Origin of the sequence: Nonomuraea sp. N2-4H, assembly GCF_045291505.1 — a bacterium.
In the GTDB taxonomy this organism is placed as follows: domain Bacteria; phylum Actinomycetota; class Actinomycetes; order Streptosporangiales; family Streptosporangiaceae; genus Nonomuraea; species Nonomuraea fastidiosa.
This window is the reverse complement of the sequence record NZ_CP147987.1, coordinates 975,736-992,881: the sequence shown is the minus strand read 5'-3', so window position 1 is coordinate 992,881 and position 17,146 is coordinate 975,736. Positions and strand designations below refer to the sequence as shown.

General features: G+C 69.1%; 16 protein-coding genes and 1 tRNA gene. 6 read left to right on the top strand and 11 right to left on the bottom strand.

Annotation, left to right across the window (positions count from 1 at the left end; all coding sequences use genetic code 11):
• The first annotated feature begins 259 nt into the window (after positions 1–259).
• A complete protein-coding gene (locus tag WBK31_RS04575) occupies positions 260–1,549 on the top strand; it encodes a glycoside hydrolase family 28 protein (RefSeq protein ID WP_406675446.1) in 1,290 nt (429 codons plus the stop codon).
• A 64-nt stretch (positions 1,550–1,613) separates the two neighbouring features.
• Positions 1,614–2,276 carry a maltokinase N-terminal cap-like domain-containing protein gene (locus tag WBK31_RS04570; protein ID WP_378784588.1) on the top strand — a complete coding sequence of 221 codons (663 nt, stop codon included), beginning with the start codon at positions 1,614–1,616 and terminating at the stop codon, positions 2,274–2,276.
• Between the two features lie 80 nt (positions 2,277–2,356).
• Here the strand turns inward: WBK31_RS04570 and WBK31_RS04565 are convergent, their stop codons facing one another.
• The gene (locus tag WBK31_RS04565) at positions 2,357–2,776 is read right to left on the bottom strand and encodes a DUF5997 family protein (RefSeq protein ID WP_364066858.1); all 420 of its coding nucleotides are present in this window, start codon (positions 2,774–2,776) and stop codon (positions 2,357–2,359) included.
• 54 nt (positions 2,777–2,830) lie between these two features.
• Here WBK31_RS04565 and WBK31_RS04560 point away from each other — a divergent pair, with 54 nt between their 5' ends.
• Positions 2,831–3,544 carry a LysR substrate-binding domain-containing protein gene (locus WBK31_RS04560; protein WP_364066860.1) on the top strand — a complete coding sequence of 238 codons (714 nt, stop codon included), beginning with the start codon at positions 2,831–2,833 and terminating at the stop codon, positions 3,542–3,544.
• Between the two features lie 263 nt (positions 3,545–3,807).
• Here the strand turns inward: WBK31_RS04560 and WBK31_RS04555 are convergent, their stop codons facing one another.
• Entirely contained in the window at positions 3,808–4,263 is a 456-nt protein-coding gene (locus WBK31_RS04555; protein ID WP_364066862.1) for an NUDIX hydrolase, read from the bottom strand.
• Positions 4,264–4,345: 82 nt separating this feature from the next.
• Between WBK31_RS04555 and WBK31_RS04550 the strand changes: the two genes are divergently transcribed.
• Complete coding sequence (locus tag WBK31_RS04550) at positions 4,346–4,873, top strand: GNAT family N-acetyltransferase (protein ID WP_364066864.1); 528 nt, start codon at positions 4,346–4,348, stop codon at positions 4,871–4,873.
• A gap of 3 nt (positions 4,874–4,876) precedes the next feature.
• On the opposite strand, the gene WBK31_RS04545 is transcribed toward WBK31_RS04550, so the two are convergent.
• From WBK31_RS04545 to WBK31_RS04505, 9 genes are all read right to left on the bottom strand, one after another.
• Complete coding sequence (locus WBK31_RS04545; RefSeq protein ID WP_378784592.1) at positions 4,877–6,469, bottom strand: TROVE domain-containing protein; 1,593 nt, start codon at positions 6,467–6,469, stop codon at positions 4,877–4,879.
• A gap of 550 nt (positions 6,470–7,019) precedes the next feature.
• Entirely contained in the window at positions 7,020–7,673 is a 654-nt protein-coding gene (locus tag WBK31_RS04540; RefSeq protein WP_378784594.1) for a polysaccharide deacetylase family protein, read from the bottom strand.
• Positions 7,674–8,014: 341 nt separating this feature from the next.
• A tRNA-Val gene (locus tag WBK31_RS04535) sits at positions 8,015–8,086 on the bottom strand.
• A 17-nt stretch (positions 8,087–8,103) separates the two neighbouring features.
• Entirely contained in the window at positions 8,104–9,045 is a 942-nt protein-coding gene (locus tag WBK31_RS04530; protein WP_364066870.1) for an ROK family protein, read from the bottom strand.
• 244 nt (positions 9,046–9,289) lie between these two features.
• Positions 9,290–9,541, bottom strand: a complete 252-nt coding sequence (locus WBK31_RS04525; RefSeq protein WP_364066871.1) for a hypothetical protein — start codon at positions 9,539–9,541, stop codon at positions 9,290–9,292.
• A gap of 102 nt (positions 9,542–9,643) precedes the next feature.
• The gene (locus WBK31_RS04520; RefSeq protein ID WP_406674365.1) at positions 9,644–10,099 is read right to left on the bottom strand and encodes a peroxiredoxin; all 456 of its coding nucleotides are present in this window, start codon (positions 10,097–10,099) and stop codon (positions 9,644–9,646) included.
• Positions 10,100–10,134: 35 nt separating this feature from the next.
• On the bottom strand, positions 10,135–10,566 hold the full coding sequence (locus tag WBK31_RS04515) for a DUF3052 domain-containing protein (protein WP_364066875.1): 432 nt from the start codon (positions 10,564–10,566) through the stop codon (positions 10,135–10,137).
• A 117-nt stretch (positions 10,567–10,683) separates the two neighbouring features.
• Complete coding sequence (locus WBK31_RS04510) at positions 10,684–11,091, bottom strand: secondary thiamine-phosphate synthase enzyme YjbQ (RefSeq protein ID WP_378784598.1); 408 nt, start codon at positions 11,089–11,091, stop codon at positions 10,684–10,686.
• 9 nt (positions 11,092–11,100) lie between these two features.
• Positions 11,101–11,283 (bottom strand): DUF1918 domain-containing protein, encoded by a 183-nt coding sequence (locus tag WBK31_RS04505; protein WP_364066879.1) that lies wholly within the window; start codon positions 11,281–11,283, stop codon positions 11,101–11,103.
• Between the two features lie 1,396 nt (positions 11,284–12,679).
• Between WBK31_RS04505 and aceE the strand changes: the two genes are divergently transcribed.
• Positions 12,680–15,427: a pyruvate dehydrogenase (acetyl-transferring), homodimeric type gene (gene aceE, locus WBK31_RS04500; RefSeq protein ID WP_364066881.1), complete on the top strand. Its 2,748-nt coding sequence runs from the start codon at positions 12,680–12,682 to the stop codon at positions 15,425–15,427.
• Positions 15,428–15,616: 189 nt separating this feature from the next.
• Positions 15,617–17,137, top strand: coding sequence for an alpha/beta hydrolase (locus tag WBK31_RS04495; RefSeq protein WP_378784601.1), 1,521 nt, complete (start codon positions 15,617–15,619; stop codon positions 17,135–17,137).
• Positions 17,138–17,146: the final 9 nt, after the last annotated feature.

Below are 17,146 nucleotides of genomic sequence, written 5' to 3'. Positions count from 1 at the left end.
GAATACTGCAACCGTTTGCACCGCGTTTCCAGCACGAACAGCCGCCTGACCCCTAGATCACCGCAACGGGTCGGCATATGCTCCGGGCCACCCCGAGCGTGACAGGGAGAGTTGCCGTGCTGAGCCGCCGTGCCGCCATGCGTGCCCTGGCGATGTCCGCCGCCGTTCCGATTCTCACCCCCGAGCCGCCCTCGCCCGCGAGTCCTCCGCCGGCGCGTCGACCGCGCACCCGGAAGCACCCTGGGCCCGTGCCAACCGCATCGCCGCCCGCGTCCGCCCGCCGGTCTTCCCGCACCGCCGCTTCGACATCACCCGCTTCGGCGCGCGCGGCGACGGCACGACCGACTGCACCGCCGCCATCCGCGCCGCGATCAGGGCCTGCCACGAGGCGGGCGGCGGCCATGTGGACGTGCCGGGAGGCCGCTACCTCACCGGCCCCATCCACCTGCTCGACCGGGTGGACCTGCACGTCAAGGAGGGTGCGACGCTGCTGTTCAGCACCGACCCGAAGGCGTACCTGCCGCTGGTGCTGACCCGGTTCGAGGGCGTCGAGCTGTTCAACTACTCGCCGCTCATCTACGCCTACGGCCGCAGCGACATCGCGGTGACCGGCTCAGGCACGCTGGACGGTCAGGCCGGCAACGACCACTGGTGGCCGTGGAAGGGGCAGCGCGACCACGGCTGGGACCCGGGCGAACCCGAGCAGTCAGCAGCGCGCGCCGCGCTGTTCGCCCAGGCCGAGGGGGGTGTGCCGGTGGCCCGGCGCCGCTACGGTGAGGGCGGCTATCTGCGGCCGTCCTTCATCGAGCCGTACCGGTGCCGCAACGTGCTCATCGAGGGCGTCACCATCGTCAACTCGCCCATGTGGGAGATCCACCCGACGCTGTCGGAGAACGTCCTCGTCCAGAACGTCACCGTCGTCTCTCACGGCCCCAACAACGACGGCTGCAACCCCGAGTCGAGCCGCATGGTGGTGATCCGCGGCTGCACGTTCGACACGGGCGACGACTGCATCGCGATCAAGTCGGGCCGCAACGCCGACGGCCGCCGGGTCAACGTGCCGAGCGAGCACATCCTGGTCGAGAAGTGCACCATGCGCGACGGGCACGGCGGCATGACGATCGGCAGCGAGATGTCCGGCGGCGTGCGCGAGGTGTTCATCAGGGACTGCGCGATGTCCAGCCCCAACCTCGACATCGCGCTGCGGTTCAAGACGAACTCCGTGCGCGGCGGCTTCATCGAGGGCTTCCACGCCAGGGACCTGGAGATCGGCCAGGTCGGCGGCTCGGTGATCGACGTGAACTTCTTCTACGAGGAGGGGCCCGGGCACGGGTTCAACCCGTCCGTACGCGGGATCGACGTCAGGGACGTCACCGTGGGGACCGCCGAACGCGCGCTCAACCTGCGCGGCTACCCGGACGCGCCCATCCGCGACGTCACGCTCACCGACGTGGACTTCGGCACCACCGCCACCCCGAACGTCATCGAGAACGTCGAGAACCTCGTGCTCAAGAACGTCATCGCCAACGGCGAGCCCATGACGGTCTGACACCGGGGATGCATCCGTACAATCCGGGAGGTCCGTGTCCGCTCGACGAGAGGGATCTCCCGGTATGGCCGTCATCCACCGCACGACGATGAAGCCGACCAAGCTGGAGCTGCTCACGCCCTGGCTGCCCACCCGGCCGTGGTACCGCGGCGGCCCGGCTCGGCCCGAGCTGGTCAGGGCGGGCGGTTTCCGGCTCGACGACCCCGAGGGAGAGGTCGGCATCGAGTTCATGGTGCTCAACGATGTGTCGGGCGGTGCGGCGACGACGTACCTGGTGCCGCTGACGTATCGGGGAGCCGCGCTGGACGGCGCCGAGCACGCGCTGCTCGGTACCGCCGAGCACGGGGTGCTGGGACGGCGCTGGATCTACGACGGCTGCCACGACCCCGTCCTGATCACCCAGCTCACCGCGTTCGTGGCGGGACGCGTCCAGGCCCAGGCCCAGAACGTCAGCGACACCCCCGACCCCACGGTCACCCGCGCCTACACCGCCCCCGCGGCGCAGGGGACGGCGGCGCGCGGCACCGCCGACAGTGCCGATGACGCCGATGACGCCGAGGGCACAACGCTGCCCGGCCCGCCCGGCACGACCCTGCGCCTGCACCGGGTCCTTCAGGTCGCCGCGCCGCTCCCGAAGGACGCGATCGGGCACGTCTCCGGCGTCTGGGACGACCCGGACGGCACCCAGGTGCGCGGCATCTTCGTCACCGTCCACCCGCACACCTGAGCCGCCGGGACTCACGGCCTCAAGCGAGAAGCGCGGCCTGAAGACGGCGGGAGTGGGGGCGGGAGCGCTGGGGCGGCAGGCTAACGCTGCCGCCTTTCCCGCTTCTCCTGATAGTCCTGCTTGTCCTGCTTCTGCTGCTTGAGGCGGGCGGCTTCCTTGCGGGCCTCGGCGTAGACGGAGCGCTCGCGTTCCAGCCACTCCGGCTGCTCCGCCTTGATCTGCTCGATCTCGGCGGTGGTGAGCGGCTCGGTGATGCCGGCCCTGGCCAGGCCCGAGATGGAGACGCCGAGCTTGGCGGCCACGACCTGCTTGGGGTGCGGGCCGTTGCGGCGCAGCTCGGTGAGCCAGGCGGGCGGCTCTTTCTGCATCGCGTTGAGCTCGTCCCTGGAGACGACGCCCGCGCGGAACTCGGCAGGGGTCGCCGAGAAGAGCACGCCCAGCTTCTTGGCCGCCGTCTCGGGCTTCATCGTCTGGATGCTCTTCGGTTTGGACGAGGTCATGTCGCCAAGCGTAGCCAGTCGGGGCGGGTTCGCTGACATCGGTACGCTGTGGCGGTGACCGATGGTGAGACGTTCCGGCTGGCGTACGCGCCCGGCGTGACCCCCGCGAAGTGGGCCAGGGTGTGGACCGAGCGGCAGCCCGACGTGCCGATCACCCTGGTCATGGCGCCCACCCCCGAGGTGCTGTCGCTGTTGCGCGAGGGCGGGGCCGACGCCGGGTTCGTCCGGCTGCCGATCGACCGCGACGGGCTCAACGTCATCCCCCTCTACATCGAGACGACGGTGGTCGTGGTGCCCAAGGACCATGTGGTGACCGCCGCCGACGAGGTGACGCTGGCCGACCTGGCCGACGAGGAGATCTTCCACCCGCTCGACGACGCCCTGGAGTGGACGGAACGTCCCGGCCTGCCCGCCTTCACCCGCCCGGACACCACGGCCGAGACCATCCCGCTGGTGGCCTCCGGCGCGGGGCTCGTGCTCGTCCCCCAGTCACTGGCCCGGCTCTACCACCGCAAGGACCTCACGTACCGGCCGGTGACGGACGCGCCGCAGTCGCAGATCGGGCTCGCCTGGCTCGCCGACGCCACCACGGACCTGATGGAAGATTTCATCGGCATCGTCCGCGGCCGGACCGTCAACAGCCACCGCGGCCGCACCCCCGCCGCCACCGCACCGGCGGAGAAGCCCCGCACATCCAGAAAGCCCGCGCAGAAGAGCACCGCCCGCCGCACCTCTCCCCCACGCAACCGCCGGGGCCGGCGCCGCTAACTCCCGCCGTACGGGACGGCGACGATCTGATGGGGGTCCTCGTAGATCACCCTGCCCGGATCGTCCCTCTGACCCGCACGCACTCCACCCCGTGCCTGGCGAGGATCGCGAGATAACCGGGCACCCGCTCGAGTGAGTGCGTGGCCTCCCGCTTGAACCAGGCCATGGCCTGCAGGTTCAGCTCGCAATCGTAGACGCGGGGATCGACGTCATTCGGGTCGATCAGGTGCGCGTGGAACCACGCGTGGGTCTCCTGCCGCCATCTAGACCGGCCTGCCGTGTTCGAGATAGGCGGTTTCGCCGCGCTCGTACGCGGTGACGGCGGCCTTGAGCCGGAGGGCGAGCCGCTCGATCAGCAGCTCGTCCAGCTCCTCGACGGGGTGGAACGCGTACGCGCTCAGCTCGCCGTCCGCGAACGTGATCCGCCCGAGCAGCTCGTCGCTCAGCACCCCGCCGTCGAACACGAACAGCACCTTGTCGCCGTCCCTGGAGTCCGGCGCCCAGTCGGCCACGAGAAGGCGCCCGATGGCCGGCTGGATGCCCAGCTCCTCCCGTACCTCACGGACGCACGCCTCGTGCGGGGTCTCCCCCGGCTCGACGTACCCGCCCGGAATGTCCAGAGAGGACTTGTACGTAGGCGTGACCAGCAGCAACCGGCCGACGTCGTCGAAGAACAGCGCTCCAGCGGCAGCGTGAGCCTGGGCCCTCTGATCATCCACAACACGACCTTACGGCCCGATGCGGCCCGCCTCCCGGAGGTGAGACTTGGCGTCGCGCCCTGTCGCGGGCACCATGGTCGCCATGCCGAAGCTGATCGACCCGGACCCCGCGTTGCTGCCGTCCTTCCGGGACGCGGTGGCGGAGTTCCGCGCCGACCGCGCCTTTCCCGTGCCGTGGTTCGTCGAGGACGTCGATCCGCAGGCCCTGACGAGCCCGGCGGCCTTCCAGGCGTACGTCACGCGGGTGCTCAACGAGCGCTCCCAGGAGGGGGTGCGGCCGGGCTTCGTACCGATGACCACCCTCTGGTGGGCCGAGGGCGACCGGTTCCTCGGCCGCCTGGCCATCCGCCACCGCCTGACCCCCGCCCTGGAGGAGCAGGGCGGGCACATCGGCTACGACGTCCGCCCCAGCGCCCGCCGCCAGGGCCACGCGACGGCCATGCTGGCCGCCGCGCTGCCGATCGCCCGCTCGCTGGGCATCGACCGGGCCCTGATCATGTGCGACCTGACCAACGTCGCCTCACGCCGGGTCATCGAGGCCAACGGCGGGCGGCTCATCGGCATCACCGAACGCAAGCGCCGCTACTGGGTCCCGACCACGAGCCCGTGAGGCTCAGAACGGCCAGTCGGCGCTCTTCCCGGCCTCCAGCAGCGGGATCAGCCTGAACGCGACGTCGGAGAAGCCGCCGAACTCGTGCCGGTCAGCCCGCCCTGTCGCCATCGCGGCGGTCTTGTAGCCGAGCACGTTGAAGCCGTACATCGGGACGTCGCCCGGCGCCGAGTCCATGACGCCGTCGCTCGCAAACCCGATCATGGCCTGCATGTCCGACAGGATGACGACGCGATCATGCCCCCGGTACGTCGCCCGCACCGCATCGGCGATGCGCGTTCCATGACCGACCTCGCCGATCCGCTCGCAGAACGCCTGCACCTCCTCCAGTACCGAGCCGCCCGGCCGGACCCGGTGCTTGAAGACGCCGTCGGCGAAGCCGTACAGGTCCACCTGGTCGCCCCGGGCGGCGAGGACGGCGCCGAACAGCGCCGCCGTCTGCACCGGCAAGACCGTAGAACGCGCCGATATCCGAAGCCACGTCATGGACCCGGACGTGTCGACGAGGACGAGCGTCCTGCCAGGGAACGACGGCATGCACGAGGTCGCGAGGGCGAGCGCCCGCTCCAGCGCAGGCCGCCACCGGGACGACGCCGCCACGTAAGCGGAGTAGAACCGGAGCGGGAGCTGCCGCGAACTGGCCACCTCGTCCGGGTCCGCGAGCTTGGCCATGACCTTCTCGGCCGCGGCGTCGCCGACGCCCGCCTGGTCGAAGTTGCGCAGGTTCCGCAGCAGGGCCATGTACCCCATGCTCGGGATGACGGCCTCCCACGCCGCGGCGTCCATGGGCCCCTGGAGCCATCCGGCGAGCGCCTCCCAGGTCATGCCCGCCCCGGCGAGCCTCGCCGCCACCTCTTCGGGATCGTCGCCGGTGAGCACGGCGCGCCGCTCGGCGACCGGCAGCGCCATCAGGTGCGCGCGCCGGCGCAGCACCGACAGCCGCTCGGGGATGCCGTTACGGCGTCTGTGGCGCCGGTCGAGCGCGTACTTGAAGAGGTCGCCCTGCCACGGCTTGTCCGGGTGCGGGGACGGGTGGACGAGGTCGATGACGTCGCCGAAGCGGTAGCCCTTGGAGGCGGTGTCGTACTTGAGCAAGCTCCGCTCGTTGTAGAGACGACGGATGGCGTCGGCGATGCCGCGCTTGACCGGTTTCGGGATGGATCGTCCGTACCTGGACGTCCAGTAGGCGAGCGCCTCGCCCGGCTCGTCGGCGCGCTGGAGCACGCCGTCGACGAGCTGCCGGTTCAGTCCGTGCAGCCCCGCGTCGAGCCGCGCCCTGACCGCTTCGAGCGCGGCGACGACCGGAGCGGAACGCATGTTCGCCTCGGTACGCAGCCACGGCAGGAACCTGGCCAGCCACTCGCCGTCCTCGACCGCCACCTGGTGAACGAGCCTCCGGAACCGCCGGTCGCGCTTCCTGGGCCGTTCGTACATGGTGGGCTCGCCGACCATGTGAGTGACCGCGAGGAGGAAGAGCTCGCTCTTGGCGTCGCGTACGTAGCCGGGAGCGCCCTCGTACGTGCGCACGGACGGCGTCCGCTCCGTGACGACCGGAGACGTCGCGGCCGTGCGCGCGGCGTGGTTGAACTTCGCCATGAGACGACGGATCCTCCTCGGACTTAGACCGGGAGGGATCCGTTCAGGAGAACGTGCCCGAGATCCAAGCAGCGAAGGGCTATAAGCCAGGATCCGCCGGCCGAGCCGACGAGACCCGGGTCAGGGAACCGGATTTCTCCGGCACCTTAACGAAGCATTCCTCGCCTTCGCACCGGGCACGTTCTCCGGCATCTTATCCCTCCCGAGAAACTGACGGCGGCGGCTTCATACAGCGAAACCGCATCGATCGTCGCACCGGGAAGGTGCTGTTCAATTGGGGGACGCAAAGACGGAAAGCTGCCGCTGAAGCGGTTTGAAGGTATCTTCGAAGCGCTTTCCGCCTTATGCCACCGTCAGATTAGCGAACGCCCTTCACGAGCGCTTCTCATTTTCGCCGGTGCCTCGCGCCGCGACGCCGGCAGCGCCACCGGTGGTCGCGGCACTGGCGGGAGCAACGCGGAACGTACCGGACGACATGAGTTCCGGACCGGGCGGCGGTACCGGGTTCGAAGCAGCGGCCTAACGCAATGAGACAAGGGCAGGACCCATGTCAACGATCTCGCAAGGCGAGCAGCTCTGAGACCGTGACGAATCGGTATCCGTCCTCACGAAGGCCGGTGATCAGGCCCTTGATGGCTTCGCGAGTGTTCCGCCCGCCGGCGTACCAGGGGTGGAGCAAGATGATCGATCCTGGCTTCGTCTCCTTGCGCACAGCCGTGACGATCTCGGTGGCGGTCGGAGTCTTACCCGAATCCGGCTCCACATCCCACATCACCGTGCGCCTCTGGTTGCCGGCCAGATACAGCGGTAGCACCAGCAATTTCTTGCCGGTCGGCGGGCGGAACAGAATCTCGCCGCGCTGCCCGGCCCTCCGGATGGCCGCATCGGTGCGTTCGATTTCACTCGCCACCGTGGCGGGGGAAACGAAGACCATTCGCCGATGGTTGTAGGTGTGATTGGCGAGCTGGTGGCCTGCGGCGACCAGCGCCCGCGCGTCCTGCGGCCGGGCCTCGACCTGAGAGCCGACGACGAAGAACGTCGCGCGAACGCGCTGCTCGGCGAGGACGTCGATGATCTCGGGGGTGTGCTCGTCAGGGCCGTCGTCGAAGGTCAGGGCGACGACCTTCTCACCGGTCGCCACGCGGTCGGTCAGGTCTCCCGCAAGTTGGAAGGTCCGGGCGTTCATCAGCTCGTACAGGCCCATCGACCCGAGGAGGAGGATGGCGAGAAGGGCCGTGAGAAGCTTGAGCCACCTTCTCCGGACGGTCGTTCGGGCTGCGTTCATGGACGATCATGGAACCAGAAGGCAGGGGAAGTCCGGTAACCGCCCGCTTTCTCCCCTCCGGGGGCACCTCACGCCTGGCGGACCACTCCGCCACAGCCGTCACCGAGACGGTCCACCCCGGCACCGGATCCGGCCCATGATCACGCATGGAGCCGCGAGATGCGATGAACGCGAAGATCACCGGCGACGCCGGAGCCTGATGGCACGCTCATGGCACGAAGCCCCGTTTCCTTAAGTGGAGACGGGGCTGATGTCGCAGGTGGGCGGTACTGGGTTCGAACCAGTGACCCCTCGCTTGTAAGGCGAGTGCTCTACCGCTGAGCTAACCGCCCCTGATCGGCACTACACCTTACGACACCAACGGGCCCGATCGCACATCCACCACCCACCCGGGTCCCAGCTCGGGGCGGCCGGCGGCGCGCCAGCCGAGGAGGGCGGCGCCGAGCATGCCCGCGTCGACGCCGAGCGCGGCGGGTACGAGCGGGGGCGCCTCGCGGAAGGCCAGGCGCTTGACCAGGCGCGTGCGTACGGGATCGAACAGGGCGGGACCGGCCTCGGCGAGACCGCCGCCCAGGATGATGAGGGACGGGTCCAGCAGCAGCGTGTACGTGGCCAGCGCCAGCGACAGCGCTTCCACGGCCTCGTCCCAGACCTCGATGGCGATGGGGTCGTCGGAGGAGACCACCTGCTCGGCCTTGACGCCCTCGACGCCGGCCCGCTGGCTGTAGCGGCGTCCGACGGAGGCCGCCGACGCGTACGTCTCCAGGCAGCCGAACTGCCCGCACGCGCACTGCTCGCCGTCGGGGAAGACGGGGGTGTGGCCGATCTCGCCCGCCCAGCCGGCGGCGCCGCCGTACGCCTCGCCGCGGATGATCGAGGCGCCGGCGATGCCCGTGCCGATGGGAAGGAAGAGGAAGTCCGACACGCCGCGGCCCGCGCCGAGGATGCTCTCCGCCAGGCCCCCGGTGCGGACGTCGTGCCCGAGCATGACCGGGATGTCCAGGGTGGTGAAGTCCGTGGCGGGGACGTCGCGCCACCCGAGGTTCGTCGCGTACACGGCGGTGTCCTCGGTCACCAGCCCGGGTACCGCCAGCCCGACGCCGGCGGGGATGCCGTCGCCCGAGGCGGCCAGGTGGCTGATGAAGTCGGAGATCGCGGCCACGACCGCCTCCGGTCCCTCGCTCCGAGGGGTGGGGCGCCGCTCGCTCAGCAGCACCGCGCCGGACTCGCTGACCAGGCCGCCCTTCATGGACGTGCCACCGACGTCAAGCGCGACGACGAACGAACTCATTGCGGACACGGAAGGAGACGATAGCGCAGCTCAGCAAATGTCTGGAAAGGGTGTCCGGCCCCAGAGACAAGATCGGCGAGATCGGCAGGTGAACGGGGATGCCGATCAGCACTTCGCCAGGCCCTGCCTCCTCGGCTCAACCGCACGTACGTGCCCACGAGGCCCCAAAGCATCACAGAGCCCCGCAAACCGCTGTGAGGAGCGAGGGAGCCGAACGGGCGCCCCGGGGACCGTACAGGGCCCTTCAGGCCCGCCCGAGGACGCGGTTGAGCGCGGCCTCCACCTCAGCCGACAGCCCGGGCGGCGCGGCGACGGCGGCCGGGTCGATCGGGCCCGCGGACGAGCGGGCCATCCACACGGCCCCGCAGCCCCTGCACTCGACCTCGCCCAGCCGGCAGAACAGCGCCGTGGACCCGCACGTCGCGCAGGAGTCGAGGTCGAGGTCGTGCAGCCGCTGACAGTCCGGGCAGATGAGCACCTGGGAATCGTTGCGCACCCCGCGCTGCCACGGGCTCACTCCGCGCACCGGGTCCGTCTGCCGGGCCCCGCACCGGAAGCAGGGCATCGTATCCTCCGAAGTCGGCGATGTCCTTGAACGTCAAGTGATGTCGGCGAGTGCCTTGACATAGTCGGCGATGTCACGCGCCTCGGAGATCGGATTGACCACCGACCACCGGATCACGCCCTCGCCGTCGAGGATGAAGGTCCCCCGGCGGGCGACGCCCTTCTCTTCATCGAACACACCGTACGCCTGAGCGACCTGTCCATGTGGCCAGAAATCAGAGAGCAGGGGGAACGCGTAGCCCTCGCGATCAGCCCACGCGCGGAGTGCGAAGACCGAGTCCACGGACACGGTCAGCAACCGCGCGCCCTCGATGGGCTGATCGCGCAGAGCGGACAGCTCGCTGCCGCATATCCCGCTGAACGCCAGCGGGTAGAAGACCAGCACGACCTTCTCGCCCCGGAACTGTCGCAGGCTCACCGGGGTGCCGTGCTGGTCCTGTAGCTCGAAATCAGGAGCTCGGGCGCCGACCTCGGCAGGATGTGCGTTCACAGGTCCATCCTGCCGTACGGCAGGCGCTGCGGCCCCTATCGGCGGCTGCCCTTCGGCGGGACGAGCCTGGTCCCGGACCAGTCGGCCGCGGCGGAGATGCTGCTGGTCTGCGAGAGACCCGCGGTGGCGGCATCCTCCCCGATGTCGCTCGGCTCCACGTGGCCTTCGCGCCCGGCCTTGGGAGTCAGCAGCCAGATCTGGCCGCCGTCGGCGAGTGCTCGCATGGCGTTGGTCAGAGCGTCGAAGAGGTCGCCGTCACCGTCACGCCACCACAGCAGCACCACGTCGACGACTTCATCAGCGTCCTCATCCAGCAGCTCGTTGCCGGTCAGGTCTTCGATGGATTCGCGAAGCTCGTCGTCGACGTCCTCGTCCCAACCGATCTCCTGCACCACCTGACCCGGCTTGAGGCCGAGCCGTTCGGCCAGGCCGCGCTCGCCCTGCGCCTGACCCGCGGTCGCGCTCACGTTTATCCCTCCTGCTTGAGTGGCCCCGCTTATGCGGTTTATCGCTTCGGCACAGTCCACACGCTGTGACCCTCAGTCGTCAACGGTCGCCACGGGTACGGCCCTAGTCGGCCGGAATCAATCAGACAAAAACGACAGGCGAACCTGGCGTTGCGGGTTGTCGACGTTCAAGTCGATCAAGGCGACCGACTGCCACGTGCCGAGCGCCATTCGCCCGCCCAGCACGGGGATCGTGGCGTACGGCGGGATCAACGCGGGCATGACGTGCGACCGGCCGTGACCTCGCGAGCCGTGGGCATGGCGCCAGCGATCATCGGCGGGCAGCAGATCACGCAGAGCGGCCAGCAGGTCGTCGTCGCTGCCCGAACCCAGCTCGAGCAGTGCGACCCCGGCCGTTGCGTGCGGCACGAACACGTGCAGCAACCCGTCGCCGCCCTGAGCCCGCACGAAATCGGCGCATTGGGCCGTGATGTCGTGCACCGCCTCCCGGGAACCGGTGGCCACAGCGATGATTTCAGATCTCACGCGGGAATCTTACTGATGCAGCACCACGGCATCGGGCCCCGGAAAGACGATCCCGGTGTGGCCGTCGTCGAAGGCCACGATGTACGGGGGCGCCCCGTCCGGCCCCCGGACCTCCGTGATCACGCCGCTCCTGTCCCTTTCACCAACGGTATTGCCATGTACCAGGAGGCGGTCGCCAACCGTCGCATTCATACCTCTCACATTGGTACGCGGAATGCCGGATGAAAAGCGAGATTCCTAAGTTTTGCCGCTTCTGGAGGGCGACGGAAAATCATGACCGAATTGTTACGGAGAAGGGGCGGATGCGTTGGGCCCGCTCGCCGCCGGCGGTGCCCCGCCTGGGTACCGCCGGCCCACACCTTCGAGCACTTCCAGGCCCGGCAGGTTACGCTCCCGGCCGTTTTCAGATCCCGTCGGCGCCAGGTCCGGCCGGTGCCAGGTCCGGTGCCGGGCCAGCTCGATGCCGGGCCGGATTCGTGCCGGGCAGGCTCGATGCCGGGCTTCGAATCCCGCCAGGCCGAATGCCGCCAGACTCGGATAGCCCCGTGTTCAGCCGGTCCCGAGCGCGGCCCCAAGCGACCAGGCCCGCCCCACCGATCACCCGCCGAGGGGGACGCATCACCGACGCATGCCGCCGCCGGCCCCTTGGCAGGAGCGAGGCGACTTGTAAGGAGACCTTCTTATTAAGGAGGCATGCTGAGGAGCGGCGCGGCAAGATGGCGGCGAAGGCGATCGAAGTGACGGCGGAGAGCCCTCGGCCCCTTCAGCGAACCGCGGAGCGCCTCCCCTTAGTAGGCGGAGGCGGAGCGTCTCCCTCGGTAGGCGCGGAGCGTCTCCCCCTTAGTAGCGTCTCCCTTAGTAGCGTCTCCCTTAGTAGCGTCTCCCTTAGTAGCGTCTCCCTTAGTAGCGTCTCCCTTAGTAGCGTCTCCCTTAGTAGTACGCGTACAGCACCTGTAGTAGTACGCGTAGAGCACCCGGCCGCGCCGGCACCGCGTCCGAGACGGCGCCGGGCGTTGCACCAAGAGCCCACGAGCACCCTCGATCGCCCGACCGGGCCGAGGAACGGCCGAGGAACAGGAGTCTGAGGCACGGGACGACGAGCGCGCTCTGTCCGTTATGGACGAATTTGTGGCGCTCCGTTCCCTAAGGTGTCCCCATACCGATAGGTGCCCCCATACCGAGGGGTTCGCCGCGCGAAAGCCAGGGGCGGATTCGTGGCATAGGGGCCGGTCGGGGGTTGTCGTCTTAAAGCCATCCTGGAGCGCCCCGGCGAGCAGGGCGGATAGACTCGCCCGCTCACGCGTGAGAAGCCTCCCCTAGGGGGAGGCTAAGACTACGGAGGAGACATCGCGCAAGCAGCCAGGATTCGAGCGAAATTTCGTGAGTTTTCTGGTCTTGTTAAATTGCTTGCGACATGTAACCTTTGGTGGCGATTCGTCCTACCATCGGTGGTCTAGGCCATCAGGGGCTGCCCTGCCAGCAGGGACACTCTGGTTACTTGCTAGTAGAGATGCGTTTTCTCCGGCTAGCGACCAGGATGGAAGGCGACCCAGACCAGACATCAGTCCATCTCGGAAGGCGAGACCCAGTGGCTTCCGGACGCCAGCGATTCTCGATCATCAGCGACGGCCTACCCAGCCAGCTGCCTGATGTCGATCCCAGCGAGACCAACGAGTGGCTCGAGTCTCTCGACAGCGTCGTCAAGACCGAAGGCCGCACCAGAGCCCGCTATCTCATGCTGCGCATGCTGGAGCGGGCCCGCGAGCACCAGGTCGGCGTGCCGGGCCTGCGCAGCACCGACTACATCAACACGATCCCGCCGGAGCGTGAGCCCTGGTTCCCGGGTGACGAGCACATCGAGCGCCGCATCCGCGCCTACATCCGCTGGAACGCGGCCGTCATGGTGTCCAGGGCCAACGCCCGCACCAACGTCGGCGGCCACATCGCCACGTACGCATCCGCCGCGTCCCTCTATGAGGTGGGCTTCAACCACTTCTTCCGCGGCAAGGACCACGGCGAGTCCGGCGACCAGGTCTTCTTCCAGGGTCACGCGGCCCCGGGCATCTACGCGCGCGCCTTCCTCGAGGGCCGGCTCAACGAGGCCCAGCTCGACGCGTTCCGCCAGGAGCTGTCGCACGGCTTCCACGGGCTGCCTTCCTACCCGCACCCGCGGCTGATGCCCGATTTCTGGGAGTTCCCCACGGTCTCCATGGGTCTTGGCCCGATCGCGGCGATCTACCAGGCGCGGTTCAACCGCTACCTGCTCAACCGCCAGATCAAGGACACCAGCCGCAGCCACGTCTGGGCCTTCCTCGGCGACGGCGAGATGGACGAGCCCGAGTCGCTGGGCGCGATCGGCCTGGCGGCACGCGAGGAGCTCGACAACCTCACGTTCGTGATCAACTGCAACCTGCAGCGGCTGGACGGCCCGGTACGCGGCAACGGCAAGATCATCCAGGAGCTGGAGGCGTTCTTCCGCGGCGCCGGCTGGAACGTGATCAAGGTCGTGTGGGGCCGCGACTGGGACCCGCTGCTCGCGGCCGACGTGGACGGCGTGCTGGTCAACCAGATGAACACCACGCCCGACGGCCAGTTCCAGACGTACTCCGTCGAGTCGGGCGCCTACATCCGCGAGCACTTCTTCGGCTCCGACCCGCGCCTGCGCAAGATGGTCGAGCACCTGTCCGACGACGACATCCGCAAGCTGTCGCGCGGCGGCCACGACTACCGCAAGGTCTACGCCGCGTTCAAGGCGGCCCGCGAGCACGTCGGCCAGCCGACGGTGATCCTCGCCCAGACCATCAAGGGCTGGACGCTGGGCAAGGACTTCGAGGCGCGCAACGCCACCCACCAGATGAAGAAGCTCACCAAGGCCGAGCTGAAGGAGTTCAGGGACCGGCTCTACCTGCCGATCCCCGACTCGGCCCTGGAGGCCGACCTGCCGCCGTACTTCCACCCGGGCGAGAACGACCCCGAGATCCAGTACATGAAGGAGCGCCGCGCGGCGCTCGGCGGCGTGCTGCCCAAGCGGGTGGTCCGCGCCAAGCCGGTCAAGCTGCCCGGCGACGACGTCTACTCCACCTTCCAGAAGGGCTCGGGCAAGCAGCAGGTCGCCACCACGATGGCGTTCGTCCGGCTGCTGAAGGACCTCATGCGCGACAAGGAGATCGGCCACCGGTTCGTGCCGATCATCCCCGACGAGGCCCGCACGTTCGGCATGGACGCCATGTTCCCGACGGCCAAGATCTACTCGCCGCACGGGCAGACGTACGAGGCGGTCGACCGTGAGCTGCTGCTGTCGTACAAGGAGGCCGTGCAGGGCCAGATCCTGCACGAGGGCATCAGCGAGTCGGGCTCGATGGCCTCGGCGATCGCGGCCGGCACCTCCTACGCCACGCACGGCGAGCACATGATCCCGGTCTACATCTTCTATTCGATGTTCGGCTGGCAGCGCACCGGCGACATGATGTGGCAGATGGGCGACCAGATGGGCCGCGGCTTCCTGCTGGGCGCCACCGCAGGCCGCACCACGCTCAACGGCGAGGGCCTGCAGCACGAGGACGGCCACTCGCCACTGCTCGCCTCGACCAACCCGGCGGCCGTCATCTACGACCCGTCATGGGCGTTCGAGCTGGCCCACATCGTCAAGGACGGCCTCAGGAGGATGTACGGCGACCAGCCGGAGGACATCTTCTACTACCTGACCGTCTACAACGAGCCCTACCTGCAGCCGGCCCAGCCGCCGGGCATCGACGTGCAGGGCCTGCTCAAGGGCCTGTACAAGTTCGCCGACGGCCCGCAGACCGAGGGGCCCAAGGCCAACATCCTGGCCTCCGGCGTGGCCGGCCCGTGGGCGATGGAGGCGCAGCGGCTGCTCGCCGAGGACTGGGGCGTGTCGGCCGCGGTGTGGTCGGCGACGTCGTGGTCGGAGCTGCGCCGCGAGGCGCTCAAGTGCGACGAGCACAACCTGCTCAACCCCGACGCCGAGCGCCGCGTCCCCTACGTCACGCAGGCGCTGTCGGAGGCGCAGGGCCCGTTCGTGGGCGTCAGCGACTACATGAAGGCCGTGCCGGACCAGATCGCGCAGTGGGTGCCGGGTGACTGGACCTCGCTGGGCACCGACGGGTTCGGCCTGTCCGACACGCGCTCGGCGCTGCGCCGCCACTTCCACGTCGACGCCGCCTCGATCACGCTGGCCGTGCTGAACAGCCTGGTCAAGCGGGGCGAGCTCGACGGCGAGGTGCTGCGCGAGGCCATCGCCCGCTACCACCTCAAGAACGGCGTCACCGAGGCGGGCGGCGCGGAGAGCAACGACACCCAGTCGATGGGCGTCTGAGCCATCCGTCGTCCGGCGCTCCCGTGGGAAATGATTCGCGGGAGCGCCGTCATATTCTGCCGTCCGCCCCGTCGCGCTGGTGAGGCGGCACGTTCAGGAGGGGTGCGTGCCGCTTCACCGGCCATTGGTGCAGGTTGCCGTATTGTGGGCACTACTTCCCCCTGAAGAGATGTGAGGGGAAGTTTCGTCATGCGTCGCGTTATCGCCGCCGCCCTGGTCCTGGCGGCCGCAGGTTGCTCCACCGCACCGGCCCAGCCGGCCTCCGAGACCCGTGACGGGTCCAGCCCCGCGCCCGCCGCCGGGTCCGGCTCGATCGCCTGGGGTCCGTGCACCGACATCAAGCGTCCCGACGGCGAGCCTCCGGCCGCCCAGGACAAGTCCGTACGGTGCGGCAAGCTCGCGGTGCCCCTCGACTACGCCAAGCCCGACGGCGAGAAGATCGAGCTGGCGCTGATCAAACTGCCCGCCACGGGCAAGAAGAAGCTGGGCTCGATGGTGTTCAACTTCGGCGGGCCTGGGGCGTCCGGCGTGGACACGCTCGACCAGGCCGCCAAGGCGCTCACCACGCTGCGCGCCCACTACGACCTGGTCAGCTTCGACCCGCGCGGCGTCGAGCGCAGCTCGGGCGTGCGCTGCGGCGACGGCGCCGAGATGGACAGGTTCACCTCGCTCGACACGCTTCCCGCGAACGAGGAGACGCGCCGGGAGGCCGACGCGGTCAACAAGGAGTTCGCCTCCCTCTGCCAGCAGCACTCCGGCAAGATCCTGCCCCATATCGGCACCGTGAACGCCGCCCGCGACATGGACCGCATCCGCGAGGCCGTGGGCGACGCCAAGCTCAACTACGTGGGCATGTCGTACGGCACCCAGCTCGGCGGCGTCTACGCCACGCTGTTCCCGAAGAACGTCGGCCGCATGGTGCTGGACGCGCCGCTCGACCCGACGGTCACCTTCGAGCAGCGCACGATCGCCCAGACGCGCGGTTTCCAGAAGGCGTACGAGAGCTTCCTGAAGGCGTGCGTGGCCGAGGGCAACTGCGAGGTCGGCAAGACCCAGGCCGAGGCCGACGCCAACGTCACCCGGCTGATGAACCAGCTCACCACCAAGCCGCTGCAGGTGGGCGGCCGCGCGCTCACCCAGGGCCTGGCCGCCACCGGCGTGGCCGCCGCGCTCTACTCGGAGCTGACCTGGCCGTTCCTGGAGCGGGCGCTGGGCGAGGCGCTCAAGGGGCGGGGCGACGCGCTGCTCTACCTCGCCGACTCCTACACCGGGCGCGATCCGAACGGCAACTACTCCACGCAGATGACCAGCTTCCCCGCCATCACCTGCGTCGACACCGCCGAACGTCCCGACGAGGCGACGCTGCGGCGCACCGAGGCGGCGGCGCTGAAGATCTCGCCGCTGTTCGGCAGCGAGGGCTCGGGCGGGCTGTGCTCGGTCTGGCCGGCCAAGGGCAGCGACGAGGCACGGCACGTGGACGCCACCGGCTCCGCGCCCATCCTGGTGGTGGGCGGCAAGGGCGACCCGGCCACGCCGTACGAGTGGGCGCCCAAGCTGACGGCCCAGCTCAAGACCGCGACGCTGGTGACGTACGAGGGTGAGGGGCACGGGGCGTACCTGTCGGGCAGCAAGTGCGTCCAGGGCCTGGTGGACGCGTACCTGATCGAAGGCAAGATGCCGCAGAAGGGAACGACGTGCCCGGCCGCCTAATGTAGGCAC

Bases quoted from the DNA above. Each gene is read 5' to 3' on its own strand.
- WBK31_RS04565 (WP_364066858.1), bottom strand. From the start codon at position 2,776: ATGACCTCGTCCAAACCGAAGAGCATCCAGACGATGAAGCCCGAGACG.
- WBK31_RS04540 (WP_378784594.1), bottom strand. From the start codon at position 7,673: ATGGGCCTGTACGAGCTGATGAACGCCCGGACCTTCCAACTTGCGGGA.
- WBK31_RS04550 (WP_364066864.1), top strand. From the start codon at position 4,346: ATGCCGAAGCTGATCGACCCGGACCCCGCGTTGCTGCCGTCCTTCCGG.
- WBK31_RS04505 (WP_364066879.1), bottom strand. From the start codon at position 11,283: ATGAATGCGACGGTTGGCGACCGCCTCCTGGTACATGGCAATACCGTT.
- WBK31_RS04545 (WP_378784592.1), bottom strand. From the start codon at position 6,469: ATGGCGAAGTTCAACCACGCCGCGCGCACGGCCGCGACGTCTCCGGTC.
- WBK31_RS04530 (WP_364066870.1), bottom strand. From the start codon at position 9,045: ATGAGTTCGTTCGTCGTCGCGCTTGACGTCGGTGGCACGTCCATGAAG.
- WBK31_RS04495 (WP_378784601.1), top strand. From the start codon at position 15,617: ATGCGTCGCGTTATCGCCGCCGCCCTGGTCCTGGCGGCCGCAGGTTGC.
- WBK31_RS04570 (WP_378784588.1), top strand. From the start codon at position 1,614: ATGGCCGTCATCCACCGCACGACGATGAAGCCGACCAAGCTGGAGCTG.